At 60.4% G+C, this 14,837-nt stretch carries 10 protein-coding genes; 5 read left to right on the plus strand and 5 right to left on the minus strand.

The window, feature by feature from the left end; all coding sequences use genetic code 11:
- Window positions 1-2: 2 nt before the first annotated feature.
- Window positions 3-4,826, minus strand: a complete 4,824-nt coding sequence (locus tag ACYSTU_RS23160; RefSeq protein ID WP_499001826.1) for an NEL-type E3 ubiquitin ligase domain-containing protein — start codon at window positions 4,824-4,826, stop codon at window positions 3-5.
- Window positions 4,827-5,144: 318 nt separating this feature from the next.
- Here ACYSTU_RS23160 and ACYSTU_RS23165 point away from each other — a divergent pair, with 318 nt between their 5' ends.
- The 4 genes from ACYSTU_RS23165 (at window position 5,145) to ACYSTU_RS23180 (ending at window position 10,401) form a co-directional block, all read left to right on the plus strand.
- On the plus strand, window positions 5,145-6,917 hold the full coding sequence (locus ACYSTU_RS23165) for an N-acetylglutaminylglutamine amidotransferase (RefSeq protein ID WP_499001828.1): 1,773 nt from the start codon (window positions 5,145-5,147) through the stop codon (window positions 6,915-6,917).
- A 3-nt stretch (window positions 6,918-6,920) separates the two neighbouring features.
- Window positions 6,921-8,666, plus strand: coding sequence for an N-acetylglutaminylglutamine synthetase (gene ngg, locus ACYSTU_RS23170; RefSeq protein WP_499001831.1), 1,746 nt, complete (start codon window positions 6,921-6,923; stop codon window positions 8,664-8,666).
- Between the two features lie 147 nt (window positions 8,667-8,813).
- Window positions 8,814-10,004, plus strand: coding sequence for an osmoprotectant NAGGN system M42 family peptidase (locus tag ACYSTU_RS23175; protein WP_024013890.1), 1,191 nt, complete (start codon window positions 8,814-8,816; stop codon window positions 10,002-10,004).
- A 169-nt stretch (window positions 10,005-10,173) separates the two neighbouring features.
- On the plus strand, window positions 10,174-10,401 hold the full coding sequence (locus tag ACYSTU_RS23180; RefSeq protein WP_003172962.1) for a YheU family protein: 228 nt from the start codon (window positions 10,174-10,176) through the stop codon (window positions 10,399-10,401).
- A gap of 5 nt (window positions 10,402-10,406) precedes the next feature.
- Here ACYSTU_RS23180 and csrA read toward each other — a convergent pair whose 3' ends face one another.
- The 3 genes from csrA to ACYSTU_RS23195 all read right to left on the minus strand — a co-directional run bounded on the left by csrA (window position 10,407) and on the right by ACYSTU_RS23195 (window position 11,937).
- Complete coding sequence (gene csrA, locus ACYSTU_RS23185) at window positions 10,407-10,592, minus strand: carbon storage regulator CsrA (protein WP_024013891.1); 186 nt, start codon at window positions 10,590-10,592, stop codon at window positions 10,407-10,409.
- 133 nt (window positions 10,593-10,725) lie between these two features.
- The gene (locus ACYSTU_RS23190; RefSeq protein ID WP_016770946.1) at window positions 10,726-11,058 is read right to left on the minus strand and encodes a YnfA family protein; all 333 of its coding nucleotides are present in this window, start codon (window positions 11,056-11,058) and stop codon (window positions 10,726-10,728) included.
- Window positions 11,059-11,121: 63 nt separating this feature from the next.
- Window positions 11,122-11,937: an SDR family oxidoreductase gene (locus ACYSTU_RS23195; protein WP_101156344.1), complete on the minus strand. Its 816-nt coding sequence runs from the start codon at window positions 11,935-11,937 to the stop codon at window positions 11,122-11,124.
- A gap of 331 nt (window positions 11,938-12,268) precedes the next feature.
- Here ACYSTU_RS23195 and ACYSTU_RS23200 point away from each other — a divergent pair, with 331 nt between their 5' ends.
- Window positions 12,269-12,421: a DUF3309 family protein gene (locus ACYSTU_RS23200; protein ID WP_003183939.1), complete on the plus strand. Its 153-nt coding sequence runs from the start codon at window positions 12,269-12,271 to the stop codon at window positions 12,419-12,421.
- A 72-nt stretch (window positions 12,422-12,493) separates the two neighbouring features.
- Here ACYSTU_RS23200 and ACYSTU_RS23205 read toward each other — a convergent pair whose 3' ends face one another.
- Complete coding sequence (locus tag ACYSTU_RS23205; protein ID WP_056788312.1) at window positions 12,494-14,587, minus strand: LTA synthase family protein; 2,094 nt, start codon at window positions 14,585-14,587, stop codon at window positions 12,494-12,496.
- Window positions 14,588-14,837 lie beyond the last annotated feature (250 nt).

The following is a 14,837-nucleotide window of genomic DNA, read 5'->3' on the forward strand; positions in this document are numbered from 1 at the left end:
TATCAGATGTCCGGCATCACACAGAGGCCGAGATCCATCAGGCGTATGGACTCTTCGGTCAGGCGCTTGATCACTGCCTCTTGTGCCTGCTCCTTTTCAAGCTGGAGGGCATTCGCCTGACTCACATAGTCGGCACTGAGGAGGGTGTCCGCCTGCTCATCGAGGGCACTCATGCGCGGCGCGAACGATTCATCGATCATTGAAAATTTGCGCGTAAACGTACGCTTCAGATAATCACGCCAGAACGTTCGCTCCTGCATGTATTTCAGCCATTGCGGGGAAAGTTCGGCAGTCATCACGCGATTTCTGGCGACCTCAAGATCAGCGGCTGTCACGCCACTCTGGGCATCGAACAGCATACCTTTCGGTTGACCGCGCAGCCCCAGCTCATCGGTCAGACCGATGCGATAAGCAAGGTTCATTTCCAGTGCATCGACCTTCGGCGCCCGGAGCGAATGCTCCAGGGCAATTTCTTCCAGCTTGTCCAGCCTGAACAGACTGCGGCCCAGTTCCAGCAGAGCTTTGGCAGTGACCTTGCGGCCGCTTGCCGCGCTGGTTACCCGCTCGACTTCCACCTCGACTTCCAGGCGACTGAACACCAGCGTTGCGTTGTCGGTGCAATGAAGCGGATCGGCAGCCGTGTCGAGCACTTGTTCACACAGCGGCCCGTCAGCTTCGGCCGCCTTCAGTACCGCCCAGACGCGTCGCTGCAAGTCGGCGCTGGCCTTTTTCCCGTCCGCGGTATCGCCCAGTTGCGCCAGCACGGTGAACAACCCATCGGCCTTCGGCTCGTTTCGCAATGCCGTCCAGATCCGCGTCTGTTCTGCCCACTCCTCGCCACTGTTCTTGGTCAACCAGAGCGAGCGGGCGTGTTGCTCGTTCATCCTGGCGATGTCATCGGGGAGGTAGTCCATACCGATGCCGAAATTATCGCGATAGTTTTCCAGATGCGTTTTGCTGCGTTCGGAAAAAGGATTCAGTCCCAGCTTGAGTGCGCTGGTGAAATGGCGTGTTTTCTGGAATAACCAGTCGGGCAGCTCTTTGATTTTATTCCCGGTCAGGTTCATCAATTCAATGTGGACGGAGTTGGACAGGCCTTCTGGCAGTTCCGTGATGCCGGTGTCTTGCAGGGACAAGCGGCGCAGTTGCTTCATTTGACTGAAATCCGGGGTGGCGCCCAACGGATTCCTGTCCAGATTCAGGTAACGCAACGTGCTCAGGTTGTTCAGCTTCGCCAGGGTCTGTTCGGTCAGCTTGAGCTGATTGCCTGCCAGGCTCAGCCGTTGCAGACGCGGCATGTGCGACAACATTTCAGGCAGCCGGGTGATCGTGTTGCTGCCCAGTTCCAGTAGCTCGAGCTGTTTGAAGGACTTGAGGAAGTGCGCGACATCATCACCCAGCGCCATGTTGCGCATCGACAATTGCTCTATGTGGTCGAAGCTCACCGACGGCGGCAATGTTGGCACCTTACCGATGCGCATGCCGTCAAGGTTGAGGGTACAGAGGCTTTTTCCCTCTTCGTTGGTGGCCCAATGAAAGCGTCGAAATCCTTCTTCGATCAACTCGGCGGCGATTTTCCGGCTGTGCCGCGCTTCGGCCAGATCGCCCCCCATGGCTTTCAGTGCGGCGGCATCTTCGCTCCAGACAAACAGCGCGTCACGCAGGGTTTGCAGATCCTGACGCAGGGCTTTGATGCGGGTCGCACGGCTCAACGGATCATCGCCCAGCTCATCGAGCAATTGGCTGAGCTGCTGCTGATTCAAGCGTGGATACAGTTTGCGCGCCTTGCGCAGCAGCGCCCGCGAATGCTCCGTCCCGGCAGCCTGATCGCTCTGCATGCAGGCCGGCTCGACAAGCCGAGGCTCAAACGTGCCGCGAACCAATGTCTGCGCCGTCTCCTCGCGTTCATCCAGCGCCGCATCGAGCAATTTGCTGCGCAAGCGCACGGTGTCGGCCTGCGCAGACTCGCCCAACCCGGCGGCCGTCCGCTGACGCAACGGCAGCGCTTTGAGAATCGCGCTGTACAGATCCCCCGGCGCTGCTGCCACTTTGCCAAGTGACTTGCCGTCGCCACTGAACGCCTCGTAACCGGCAGCAGACTTCACCAGCGAGCAGGTATTTTCGGGTTTCGCAGAGGCATCGCCGATGGCTTCCAGGATTGGCCCGGCGAGTGTCTTGTCACGCACTTGCAAGCGCAATTGCGCATCCCAGCCGCTCAGTCGTGGCAGCAACTGAATGGCCAGTTTGTCGGTATCGGCATTGGCCAGTCGTGGCCAATGCAAACCTGCCAGGGCACGATCGAGTCGCACTGCGTTGATGTTTTGCCTGACGCGTTGCCCCATCCGTAACGGCACCTGCCCGGTCTCGCGCAGATGCAATCGTTCGATACTCGGCGCGCGCTCGATCAGCCGCTGCCCATGGCGCGTCGCAATGGCGGCAAAGACCTTGCGCAACTTCAGCACATCGTCCGCCTCGCTTCGGTCATAACGCTGATACATACGCTCAAGCACCGCCCGATGATCCGTCTTCAGCGCCGCGCCGAGCTTTTTCGCCAGCGCCGACTCTTCCAGGCTGGCGGCGGTTTTACCGCCGAGCAAAGCATCGACTTCGTTCTGGTACAGGCCATCAATGACCGTTCGCAGCAACTGCCCCGCCGCCAGTTGTTCACGGCTGACTGCCACGCTCAGAGCTTCGTCGGGCTCGCGGGTCAATGGATATGTGGCCTCGACGCTGCCATCGGCGTTGGTCACCTCGATATAGCGGTCGGTTGGCCAGCCCTTGAGCTTGGGCAATGCGTGCAATTGCTCGTCGGCGGGCTGGCCGGAATGTACTTCGCCGGCCTGCAGTTCGCGGGTCAGCTGGCGCAGTTGACGGGACAGACGCACGCGTTCCACCGTGTCGCGCAGACGCTCCGGCAACGCCAGGTTATCGTTGAACGCCTGGAGCAATTGGTCATGACTGGTGCCACTGAGCCGACGCATGTTATCCAGGTCGCTGTCGGTGAATTCGCTCAGGTGCGGGTCGATGCGTTTGAGTGCGTACGCAGAACTGCCCCACTCCTCGGGCTCTTCGCCAGGAATGCGCCAGCCCCCCTCAACGTGTCGGGCCAACTCCGGGGCATAGGCGTCAGCGCGACTGGCATGCTCCAGACGCCACAGGCTGGCATCGGCATCGTAACTGCCGGCAAAGAATCGATGATCGACACGCCCAAGGGTTTTGCGGCCCACCTGATAAAACTCCTTGGAGCTGGCATCAATGGTGAATCCCGCCGGGAGTGAATGCTCATAGGCAACGAGATCGGGCTTCCACAGACGTGCCTTGCCTGCGTGATTGAGGATGGCCCGAAATTGCCCGAAGAACTCCGGGTGCGAGCGCAGCAGTTTGCCGCCCAGCGTGCCCAACGCCTTCTGCCCGCCGGCAAACGCCGCCATCAGCGCAATGTTCTCCACCACGCTGAGCAGGTGCGAAAGCGCTTGCTGATGATCGCCACGCTGCCAGTCTTCGACCCCTTCATACACTTCGCCGAGCAATTGCCCGACCGCAACGCCCATCATCAGTTGGCCAAGGACCGGCACAAACATGCCCGCCACTGACGCAATGGTCACGCCCAACTGGAGAAAATCCAGCAGACGTTTCTGGCGTGCGTCCTCATCGGTATCTGCCGTCGGCACTGCCAGTTTGCGCGCATCGATCTGTAATTTGCCGACGTGACTCTGCACCATGAAATCAAAAAGCGGGACACTCATCGACAGTTGCTTGATGAGGCCCAACTCGCCCTTTTCCTCGAACGTTTTGAAGAAATCGGCTTTGTCATCCTCATCAAGGCATCGACCGAAATAATCCTTGTAGTCCGGTTTGCGCAGTTGTTGCGTGAGATAGTTTTTGAAGGCATTGAAGCTCGGATATTCGTACAACGCCCTCTCGGGCTCGCCCGCCATGTAGACCAGGCAACCATCCTCGGGATGTTCCTGCACCGAGCGCGCGCAGAACACCACGACGCCCCACACGCAGCTGTCCAGTATCTCGATGCCCTGCATGATCATCGGGTCGTTGCCGTGGCGCAGGGTTGCCGACGCCACGCCCTGGGCATCAATCAGATCCTGCAGCATGCGCAATCCCTGCGGAGTGATATCAGCTTTGAGCGCGGCCAGATGGGCGTCGAGCTGCAACAGGTTTTTTTTCATCGCGCCAATGTCGCGGGTCAGGACACTGCTGGTCACGACTTTGCCGTCGGCATCGCGCAGGCCGAAGACTTGCTGGAAATGTTGCTGATATTTCTTGCCCAGGTCGAGCGTGCGGCACAACGCGGCGAACGCCCGCGGTGTCAGGCCCTGCACTCCCGCAGGCGCACTGGCAATGCGCACGGCACTGCCGGACGGGAAACCATCGGCTTGCTCCTCGTCTTCAGTGAAGTTCTGCATCGCCGCCTGCAGCAGGGTTTGCGCGGCGTGTTTTACGACATCGATACCCGCCTGGTTGGTCGCCGTCGCATCGCAGCCGCAATCGTCACCCGGCAGACTGAGCACATCCTGTTCGACGTCATAGACCGCCGGCCACTTGGCGTTCAACGCAGCGGTGAGTTCTTTTTTGCAGAAACCGCGCAACGATTGCAATCCGGCCAGATCCTTGGCCACTTTGAGCTGCAGGCGATGCAGCTCGCGAGCGGTCTGATCCAGCGTGGCCAGCGTGTCGGTCGAAGCCTTGAGCAAATAAGGCGGCAGACTTTTCTCCAGGGCTTCGGCCGTGTCGAGGTCTGCGGTGGCTTCCAGCAGCGTGCCGAGCACTGAAGATGGAGCAAGGTTTTGTTTCTGTTGCTGCACTGACATGGCAATAGTCCTTTATTGCTGTTGGGGCTTTCGACCTTAGCGATGGTGTGAATGAATTGATAATGGAAAAAACTGCTGGCAAATGCCGCAAACACACGCAGTTTTTCGGCCTATAAAACAGCCCGCTACCGCCCCGCAAAAAAACCGGCTAACGCTGCCAGGGGCGCCCTCTAGCACCGACCTGCAGAGGCCGTAGCGCCGCCCTTATAACTTATCGATCTAAAACTCCGCCTACCGTGACAGGTCAGTTTCTGAGTACCCGCACTTTTCGCGTGGTACGGCTTGACCTTCCCCAACGGAAAAACCGGTAAGGACTTTATGTGCGGATTAGCTGGCGAGTTACGTTTTGATCAACGACCTGCAGACCTTGCAGCGATCGAGAGAATCACCCATCACCTGGCCCCTCGCGGCCCTGACGCGTGGGGCTTCCATGCCCAAGGGCCGATTGCCCTGGGTCATCGACGCCTGAAAATCATGGACCTGTCGGACGGCTCGGCGCAGCCGATGATCGACAGCCAACTGGGCCTGTCCCTGGCGTTCAACGGCGCGATCTACAACTTCCCGGAACTGCGCGCAGAGCTTGAAGCACTGGGTTATGCCTTCTATTCGGGTGGCGACACCGAAGTGCTGCTCAAGGGTTATCACGCCTGGGGCGAGGCACTGCTGCCGAAGCTCAACGGCATGTTCGCCTTCGCCATTTGGGAGCGCGATGCCAAGCGCCTGTTCATCGCCCGTGACCGTCTCGGCGTGAAGCCGCTGTACCTGTCGCGCACTGGCCAACGCCTGCGCTTCGCCTCGGCATTGCCAGCGCTGCTCAAGGGCGGCGACATCAACCCGATCCTCGATCCGGTGGCGCTCAATCACTATCTGAATTTCCACGCGGTCGTACCTGCGCCGCGCACCTTGCTGGCCGGTATCGAAAAACTGCCGCCGGCCACCTGGATGCGCGTTGAGGCCGATGGCCGCACCGAGCAGAAAACCTGGTGGACCCTGCCCTACGGCCCGAATGAAGACGAGATAAACCTCAATCTGGAAGACTGGGTCGATCGCGTACTCGACGGCACCCGCGAAGCGGTGGCGATTCGTCAGCGTGCGGCAGTGGACGTCGGTGTGTTGCTTTCCGGCGGTGTCGATTCGAGCATGCTCGTCGGCCTGTTGCGCGAAGTCGGTGTGGAGAATCTGTCGACCTTCTCCATTGGTTTCCAGGATGCCGGCGGCGAGCGCGGCGACGAGTTCCAGTACTCGGACCTGATCGCCAAGCACTACGGCACCCGCCACCATCAGTTGCGCATTGACGAGAAAGAAATCATCGAGCAACTGCCCGCCGCCTTCCGCGCAATGAGCGAACCGATGGTCAGCCATGACTGCATCGCTTTCTATCTGTTGTCCCGTGAAGTGGCCAAGCACTGCAAAGTGGTGCAGAGCGGCCAAGGCGCGGACGAACTGTTTGCCGGTTACCACTGGTATCCGCAGGTCGACGGCGCGGCGGATCCGTACGCCGCTTATCGCGATGCATTCTTCGATCGCAGCTACGACGACTACGCGGCGACGGTCCAGCCGAAATGGCTGGTGGACCATGATGCGGCGGGCGATTTCGTCAAACAGCACTTTGCCCAGCCTGGCGCCGATGCGGCCGTGGACAAGGCGCTGCGCCTGGACAGCACGGTGATGCTGGTCGATGACCCGGTCAAACGCGTCGACAACATGACCATGGCCTGGGGCCTGGAAGCGCGCACGCCGTTTCTCGACTATCGACTGGTCGAACTGTCGGCTCGCGTTCCGGGCAAATTCAAGCTGCCCGATGGCGGCAAGCAAGTGCTCAAGGAAGCCGCACGTCGGGTCATTCCAAGCGAAGTGATCGACCGCAAGAAAGGCTACTTCCCGGTGCCGGGTCTCAAGCACTTGCAGGGCGACACGCTCAATTGGGTGCGCGAGCTGCTGCTGGATCCGAGCCAGGATCGCGGCCTGTTCAACCCGAGCATGCTCGACAAGCTTTTGACTGATCCGCAAGGCCAGCTGACCCCGTTGCGCGGCTCGAAACTGTGGCAACTGGCAGCCCTGAACCTGTGGCTCAGTGAACAAGGAATCTGATTGATGAAACCCCATGCCACGTCCATCAACCAACGCCTGTTGCGTGGTCAGGCCCCCTCGTATGAACGTTTGCAGGCGCGCCTGGCCGAAGACGGCAGCGAGCCTGCCAGCGCCCCGATTGCCGTGCATTGCGGTTGGGGCCGGCTGCTGATCGGTCACACCTTTCCCGACCCGGCGTCACTGGCGCAGGAGCTGCTCAACGAGCAACCCGGCGAGCGCGATATCGCCCTGTATGTTGCCGCACCGCAGCAGATTCTCGGCCTCGAGCCGACGCAGCTGTTTCTCGATCCATCCGACACCCTGCGTTTGTGGTTCAGCGATTACCGGCAGGCAACGCGGGTGTTTCGCGGCTTCCGCATTCGTCGTGCGCAGAGCGAAACCGACTGGCAGGGCATCAACCGTTTGTACCAGGCGCGCGGCATGTTGCCGATCGATCCGGAGCTGCTCACGCCACATCATCAGGGCGGCCCGGTGTACTGGCTGGCGGAAGACGAAGACAGCGGCGCGGTGATCGGCAGTGTCATGGGCCTCAATCATGAAAAAGCCTTCAACGATCCGGAACATGGCAGCAGCCTCTGGTGCCTCGCGGTCGACCCGCATTGCTCGCGCCCCGGCGTCGGCGAAGTGCTGGTGCGACATCTGGTCGAGCACTTCATGAGTCGCGGCCTGGCTTATCTCGATCTGTCGGTGCTGCACGACAATCGTCAGGCGAAAAACCTTTACGCCAAACTGGGTTTCCGCAACCTGCCGACCTTCGCCATCAAGCGCAAGAACGGCATCAACCAGCCGCTGTTTCTCGGCCCGGGCCCGGAGGCGAATTTCAATCCTTACGCGCGCATCATCGTCGAAGAAGCGCATCGACGCGGTATCGACGTGCAAGTCGATGACGCCGACGCCGGGCTGTTCACCCTCAGCCATGGCGGCCGTCGCGTGCGTTGCCGCGAGTCGCTCAGTGACCTTACCAGCGCCATCAGCATGACCTTGTGCCAGGACAAAAGTCTCACCCACAAGGTGCTCAAGGCCGCAGGCCTGAAACTGCCGGCGCAGCAACTGGCGGGCAATGCCGACGACAACCTGGCCTTCCTCGATGAGCACCAACGGGTGGTGGTCAAGCCTCTCGATGGCGAACAGGGCCACGGCGTCGCGGTGGATCTGCGCACCATCGAAGAGGTGCAAAAGGCTATCGAAACCGCCAAGCAGTTCGACAGTCGCGTGCTGCTGGAGAGTTTCCACGAAGGTCTTGATCTGCGCATCGTGGTGATCGGATTTGAAGTGGTGGCGGCGGCGATTCGCAAGCCCGCCGAAGTGGTCGGCGATGGTCAGCATTCGATCGGTGCGCTGATCGAAGCGCAGAGCCGCCGCCGGCAAGCCGCCACCAGTGGCGAAAGCAAGATTCCGCTGGACCACGAAACCCAACGCACGCTGCATGCCGCCGGTTACGACTACAGCAGCATCCTGCCGGCCGGCGAGCATCTGTTCGTGCGGCGCACGGCCAACCTGCACACCGGCGGGACGCTGGAAGACGTGACCGACATTCTTCATCCAACGCTGGTCGACGCGGCAGTGCGCGCGGCGCGGGCGCTGGATATTCCAATGGTCGGGCTCGATCTGATGGTGCCGGCGGCGGATCAGCCCGAGTACGTGTTCATCGAAGCCAACGAACGCGCCGGCCTCGCCAACCATGAACCGCAGCCGACGGCGGAACGCTTTGTCGATCTGTTGTTTCCGCATAGTCAGCCGGCTGTCTGAACCCTTCCTGATCGTTCCCACGCTCTGCGTGGGAACGCCTCATCGGACGCTTCGCGTCCATTCGAGGGACGCAGAGCGTCCCGGGCTGCATTCCCACGCAGAGCGTGGGAACGATCAGTGCTCAACCCATCAGGAGTTTCCATGACCATGACCACACAAATCCCTGAACCGGATCTGGCTTACCTGCAAAAAGTCCTGCTGGAAATGCTCGCCATTCCCAGCCCTACCGGGTTCACCGACACCATCGTGCGCTATGTCGCCGAGCGTCTTGAAGAGCTGGGCATTCCGTTCGAAATGACTCGGCGCGGCACCATCCGCGCGACCTTGAAGGGCAAAAAGAGCAGCCCTGACCGCGCGGTGTCTGCGCACCTGGACACCATCGGCGCCGCCGTGCGTGCGGTGAAAGACAACGGTCGCCTGACCCTCGCGCCGGTTGGTTGCTGGTCGAGCCGTTTTGCCGAGGGCAGCCGGGTCAGCCTGTTTACCGACACTGGGGTGATTCGCGGCAGCGTGTTGCCGCTGATGGCGTCCGGGCATGCGTTCAACACCCAGGTCGATGAAATGCCGATCAGTTGGGACCATGTCGAGCTGCGTCTGGACGCCTACTGCACGACCAAGGCCGATTGCGAGTCGCTGGGCATTCATGTCGGCGACGTGGTGGCCTTCGATCCGCTGCCCGAGTTCACCGAAAGCGGCCATATCAGCGCCCGCCACCTCGACGACAAGGCCGGTGTTGCCGCATTGCTCGCTGCTCTGAAGGCGATTGTCGACAGCGGCCAGGAACTGAACATCGATTGCCATCCGCTGTTCACCATCACCGAAGAGACCGGAAGCGGTGCAGCGGCGGCATTGCCGTGGGACGTCAGCGAGTTTGTCGGCATCGACATCGCACCGGTCGCCCCCGGCCAGCACTCGAGCGAACACGCCGTGAGCGTGGCGATGCAGGATTCGGGCGGGCCGTATGACTATCACCTGTCGCGGCATCTGTTGCGTCTGGCCGATGAACACGAATTGCCGGTGCGACGTGACATGTTCCGCTATTACTTCAGCGATGCGCACTCGGCGGTCACCGCCGGCCACGACATCCGCACCGCCCTGCTCGCTTTCGGCTGCGATGCCACCCACGGCTACGAGCGTACGCACATCGACAGTCTGGCAGCGCTCAGCCGTTTGCTCGGTGCGTACATCCTCAGCCCGCCGGTCTTTGCCAGCGACGCGGCACCGGCCAATGCTTCACTGGATCGCTTCAGCCATCAGATCGAGCATGACACGCAGATGGAAAGCGAAACCCGCGTGCCGCCGGTGGACAGTCTGGTGGGGCAGCGTTCTGACAGTTGAGCCTTCGGTGAACAGTTAACCGCCTTCGCGAGCAGGCTCGCTCCCACAGGGATCGCATTTCAAATGTGGGAGCGAGCCTGCTCGCGAATTGCCCGGCACGGCCAATACAGAACTGGCAGACGAAACCCAATCCCCGTAGCATCCCGACATCGATTTGACCGAGGTGCCCATGCTCATTCCCCACGACGCGCTTGAAGTCGACACCCTCACCCGCCTTATCGAGGATTTCGTCACCCGCGACGGTACCGACAACGGCGATGACACCCCGCTGGAAACCCGCGTCCTGCGCGTGCGTCAGGCACTGACCAAAGGCCAGGCATTGATCGTGTTCGACCCGGAAAGCGAACAGTGCCAGCTGATGCTCAAGCACGACGTACCCAAGCATTTGTTCGACTGAAGCCGTCAGCCAGCCTTTGCTGCGGCCTCCTTGCGCTTGATCCGGTCATAGACCTCGGCGCGGTGTACATGGACCTTTTTCGGCGCCTCGACGCCGAAGCGCACGCTGGAGCCGTTGACCGACAGAACACGCAGGGTGATGTCGTCTCCGATTGAAATCAACTCACCGACCACACGGCTGAGTACAAGCATGGGATTCATCCTTCAGGACTGGCAAACCCTGAAGATGCGCGGCTTACAGCGTCTTCACAATCCACGACGAGCAAATCAGTCTTGCCCTACAGCTGCCCACGCCCGCAGCTGTCAGACGCTTCGCACAAACGCCTCAGGCAGCGGAAAAGCGCGGCCCGAACAGAATGATGCTGGCACCGACCACGCACAGCGCCATGCCAATCCAGTCCGAGCCCAGCGGACGCACCCGCTCGACCACCGCCAGCCAGCCAATCGAAGCAACGATGTAGATCCCGCCATACGCGGCATAGGCGCGCCCGGCGTAGGCCGCTTCAACACGGGTCAGCAACAGCGCGAACAGGGTCAGGCTGAGCAACGCGGGAATCACCCACAACGCACTCTTGCCTTGGCGCAGCCACATGTAGAAGGCAAAACAGCCGGCGATTTCAAACAGCGCCGCAAGGAAGAACCACAAGTAATTGAGCATGGAGGCGTCTCGACAGGGTGACCGTGGCGGCCACCCTAACGACGCGGCAGGAATCGAACAAGATCAAGCGTTGTTTTGTTTGGCCTTGGCGCGCATTTTCTCGGCCATGGAAGTCATTTCGTTGTAGAGCAGTTGCGGATTCTTCTGTTTCAGCGCCCAGGCCATGCGCCCTTGTTCGTGGGGCAGGATCATGAACTCACCGGCGGCGACTTGCTGATAGATGTAGTCAGCGATGTCGGCGGCACTGATTGGCGAACTTTCCAGCAACTTGCCGACCTGGGCTTTCATGGCCGGGGTCGGGCCGCGGAAAGAATCGAGCAAGTTGGTCTGGAAGAACGATGGGCAAACCACATGCACCGCCACTTCCTGCTGCGCCAGTTCGATCAGCAGACTTTCCGACAACGCCACTACGCCGGCCTTGGCCACGTTGTAGTTGCTCATTGCCGGGCCTTGCATCAACGCGGCCATGGAGGCGATGTTGATGATCTTGCCCTTGCTCTGTTCCAGCAGCGGCAGGAACGCCTTGCAGCCCTTGACCACACCCATCAGGTTGATCGCGATCTGCCAGTCCCAGTCTTCCAGCGACAACTCGCTGAAGAATCCGCCCGAGGCGACGCCGGCATTGTTGACGATGATGTCGATGCCGCCGAGCTTCTCTTCGCAGGCCTGGGCGAAGGCGGTGAGCTGGCTGTAATCACGCACGTCGCAGCGCTGGATGAAGCCGTCACCACCCGCCTCGCGCACCAGTTTCAGGGTTTCCTGCAGGCCGGGTTCACTGACATCGGACAAGGCCAGCCGCCAGCCTTCACGGGCCCAGCGCAGGGCGATTTCGCGACCCAGGCCTGAGCCTGCACCAGTGATCATCATGCGATTTTGCATAGCGGACAGCCTTGTTGTTCCGGGAAAGATGCGCCGAGTGTAGCGAAGGAACTTCGTTCACCCACGCTCCATCCAGTTGCTGAATGGAGGATCAAAAGATTCCCGCCGTCATTGTTTTCCGGTTGGTCTCATGCAGGAGCTGACGAGTGCAACGAGGCTGCGATCTTTTTGCTGGAAAGGAAATAACCGAGCAATCCAAATACATTAAAAAAACATTGAATTATTTTTCACCGGCGCAAGTCGGAACATGTAAGCCGGCTGGAATTTAGTTGCTCTCCAGCTGCCCACTGAGCATCAAGACTCTTCCAGACTCTGAACAAGGAAATCACCCATGGGCACAATTCTAATCATCATCCTGATCCTGTTGCTGATCGGTGGTCTGCCGGTCTTCCCGCACTCCAGAAGTTGGGGTTATGGCCCGTCGGGTATTATCGGCGTGGTGTTGGTCGTGCTGCTGGTGCTGTTGTTACTCGGCAAGATATGACGATTTGAAGCTGTAAAAAAAGAGGCCCTTTTGCAAGGGCCTCTTTTTTATTGCGTGGACTTTAAGGAGTGATCAGTCCGGCTTGCCGTGAATGACACCGGCGGTGTTATCGAGCAGGCTCTTGGTCGCGGTTTGCAGGAACGCTTCAAGTTTGAGTTTGAGTTCGGCAGTGCGCGGCGCGTCTGGCACAACTTCGGCGTGCGGATTGGCGCCCAGCTGATATTTCCAGATTTTCGGGCCCATGTCCTTGTCACGCGGCAACACCAGAATCTCATCGGCGGTGACGATGGCGGTGGTCTGCTCGCTGCCCGATGGCTTGATCACACCGAAGCCGGTGTCGCCCTGCGGCAGGTTGAGCAGGTCGCGGCCCCAGCATTGGTGACGCACTTCACCACCGAGACGGCCCATGATGGTCGGCACGATGTCGATCTGCGTACCCACGGTGTGGTCGCGGGTACCGAACTTCTGCTGAATGCCCGGGGCGATCATCAGCATCGGCACGTTGAAGCGGCCCAGGTCCATTTCGGTGATCTGTCGCTCGTTGCCGAAGCCGTGGTCGCCGACGATGACGAACAGGGTTTCGTTGAAGTACTTCTCTTTGCGCGCCTTCTCGAAGAACTGGCCGAGTGCCCAATCGGAGTAGCGCATGGCGGTCAGGTGTTCGTTCAGGCTGCCACGGTCAGTGACGCGCTCGACCGGCAATGGCGTCGGCAAGGCGTACGGCGTGTGGTTGGACAGGGTTTGCAGCAATGCGTAAAACGGCTTGCCGTTTTCCCGCGCCTTCAATTCCTGCAGGCCACGATCGAACATGTCCTGGTCGGACACGCCCCAGGTGGGATCGGAGAACACCGGATTGACGAAGTCGTTGCGGCCAACGAAGTTGGTCATGCCCTGGTTGCTGAAGAAGCCCGACTGGTTATCCCAGGCGAAGTCGCCGTTGTAGACGTAGACATCGTCATAGTCGCGGGCGCTGAGCAGCTGCGGCAGGCCGGACAGTTTGTGGCTGCCTTCCGGGGTCTGCATCAGGTATTCGAAACCCGGCAGGTTGGGGAAGCAGGCCATGGTCGCGAACATGCCCTGGTGGGTGTGGGTGCCGTTGGAGAAGAAACGGTCGAACAGCAGACCTTCCTTCGACAGCTTGTCCAGGTACGGGGTGATATTGCCCGGCGCGCCCAAAGCACCGACCGAGTGACCGGCCATGCTTTCCATCAGGATCACCACGACGTTCTTGATCGGCAGGGTCTTGTCGGCCGGCGGCATGTAGTCGCGGCGAACAGCGGCGATGTCGGCATCGACCAGTTTGTCGTCCGGCATCAGCAGCATGTCGCGCACCACTTGCTGCGCCTGCTCCTGCGGCAGCGTGGCTTTCCAGATGTTGTCGCGGTCTTCGCCCATGCGCGCCTTGGCTGCGGCGACCAGCGACAGCGTGCCGTTGAGGCCGAGCTGGTTGGCGAAGTTGGAATCGGTGGTGTAGACGTCACCCCAGCGCATCGGCGGGCCCTGACGCAGGGTACCGCGAGCGGCGACGACGCAGATCAGCAGGCAGACCACGAACACCGCCAGGCGGGTGTACCACGGCGCAACCTGACGGGAGCTGACGCTGCCGCCGCTGAACGGTCCGCGCGGGCGGGTGGCGCGGTCGGCGCCTTTGAACGCCAGGGTCAGAATGACCGTGCCGATTACCCATGCCAGCACGTAGCGCACCACCGGGAAACCGTACCAGAGCATGCTCATTACGGTTTTCGGGTCTTCCTTCACGTACTGGAACACCAGACCATTGAGGCGCTGGTGAAACTCGCGGTAGAAGTCCATCTCCATCAGGCCGAGGAACAGCGCGATGCTCGATGCGACGGTCAGCCACAGACGGAAGAAACCGCGCGCGGCCATGGCCCGGGCACTGAACAGCGCCAGCACCAGCGGAATGCACAGGTAGACCACCAGGCGCAGGTCGAAACGCAGACCGTTGACGAACGCTTCAAGGAAGGTCGCGGCTGGGGTGTCGAGGATCATCTCGCGGTTGTAGACCAGCAGCGCGAGGCGCAGCGCGGAAAACATGACCATCATGACCAGTGCGCACAGCAGCGTGTAGGCCAGATGCGATTTGACGGTCGGTTGCAGCAGGCGAGCAGAAGATCGCTGCTGATTCAGGGCGTCCGGGTTTGCCATGTCGTTTTAGGACCCATTGGAAGTTGAAGTTGCAAAAATACAGCGGCGCCAGGCCCTCTATTGGTCAGTCCAGACCCCGGGGCGTGCGCGGTGCGCAAATGTTGCACGATCGTTCACACCATTGCCATTGATTACTGCCCTGCTCTTCGAGACTTTCATTCGAAGGGTTGGCAGTGCTATGGCAGGCAACAAGTGCGGGCGAATTGTCTTGGAGACTTTGTGAAAATTTCGTGCAACGCATATCTGGAAA

This window comes from Pseudomonas glycinis (assembly GCF_054871425.1).

Coding starts and splice junctions, on each gene's coding strand:
- ACYSTU_RS23160 (WP_499001826.1), bottom strand. CDS start 4,826: ATGTCAGTGCAGCAACAGAAACAAAACCTTGCTCCATCTTCAGTGCTC.
- ACYSTU_RS23165 (WP_499001828.1), top strand. CDS start 5,145: ATGTGCGGATTAGCTGGCGAGTTACGTTTTGATCAACGACCTGCAGAC.
- ngg (WP_499001831.1), top strand. CDS start 6,921: ATGAAACCCCATGCCACGTCCATCAACCAACGCCTGTTGCGTGGTCAG.
- ACYSTU_RS23175 (WP_024013890.1), top strand. CDS start 8,814: ATGACCACACAAATCCCTGAACCGGATCTGGCTTACCTGCAAAAAGTC.
- ACYSTU_RS23180 (WP_003172962.1), top strand. CDS start 10,174: ATGCTCATTCCCCACGACGCGCTTGAAGTCGACACCCTCACCCGCCTT.
- csrA (WP_024013891.1), bottom strand. CDS start 10,592: ATGCTTGTACTCAGCCGTGTGGTCGGTGAGTTGATTTCAATCGGAGAC.
- ACYSTU_RS23190 (WP_016770946.1), bottom strand. CDS start 11,058: ATGCTCAATTACTTGTGGTTCTTCCTTGCGGCGCTGTTTGAAATCGCC.
- ACYSTU_RS23195 (WP_101156344.1), bottom strand. CDS start 11,937: ATGCAAAATCGCATGATGATCACTGGTGCAGGCTCAGGCCTGGGTCGC.
- ACYSTU_RS23200 (WP_003183939.1), top strand. CDS start 12,269: ATGGGCACAATTCTAATCATCATCCTGATCCTGTTGCTGATCGGTGGT.
- ACYSTU_RS23205 (WP_056788312.1), bottom strand. CDS start 14,587: ATGGCAAACCCGGACGCCCTGAATCAGCAGCGATCTTCTGCTCGCCTG.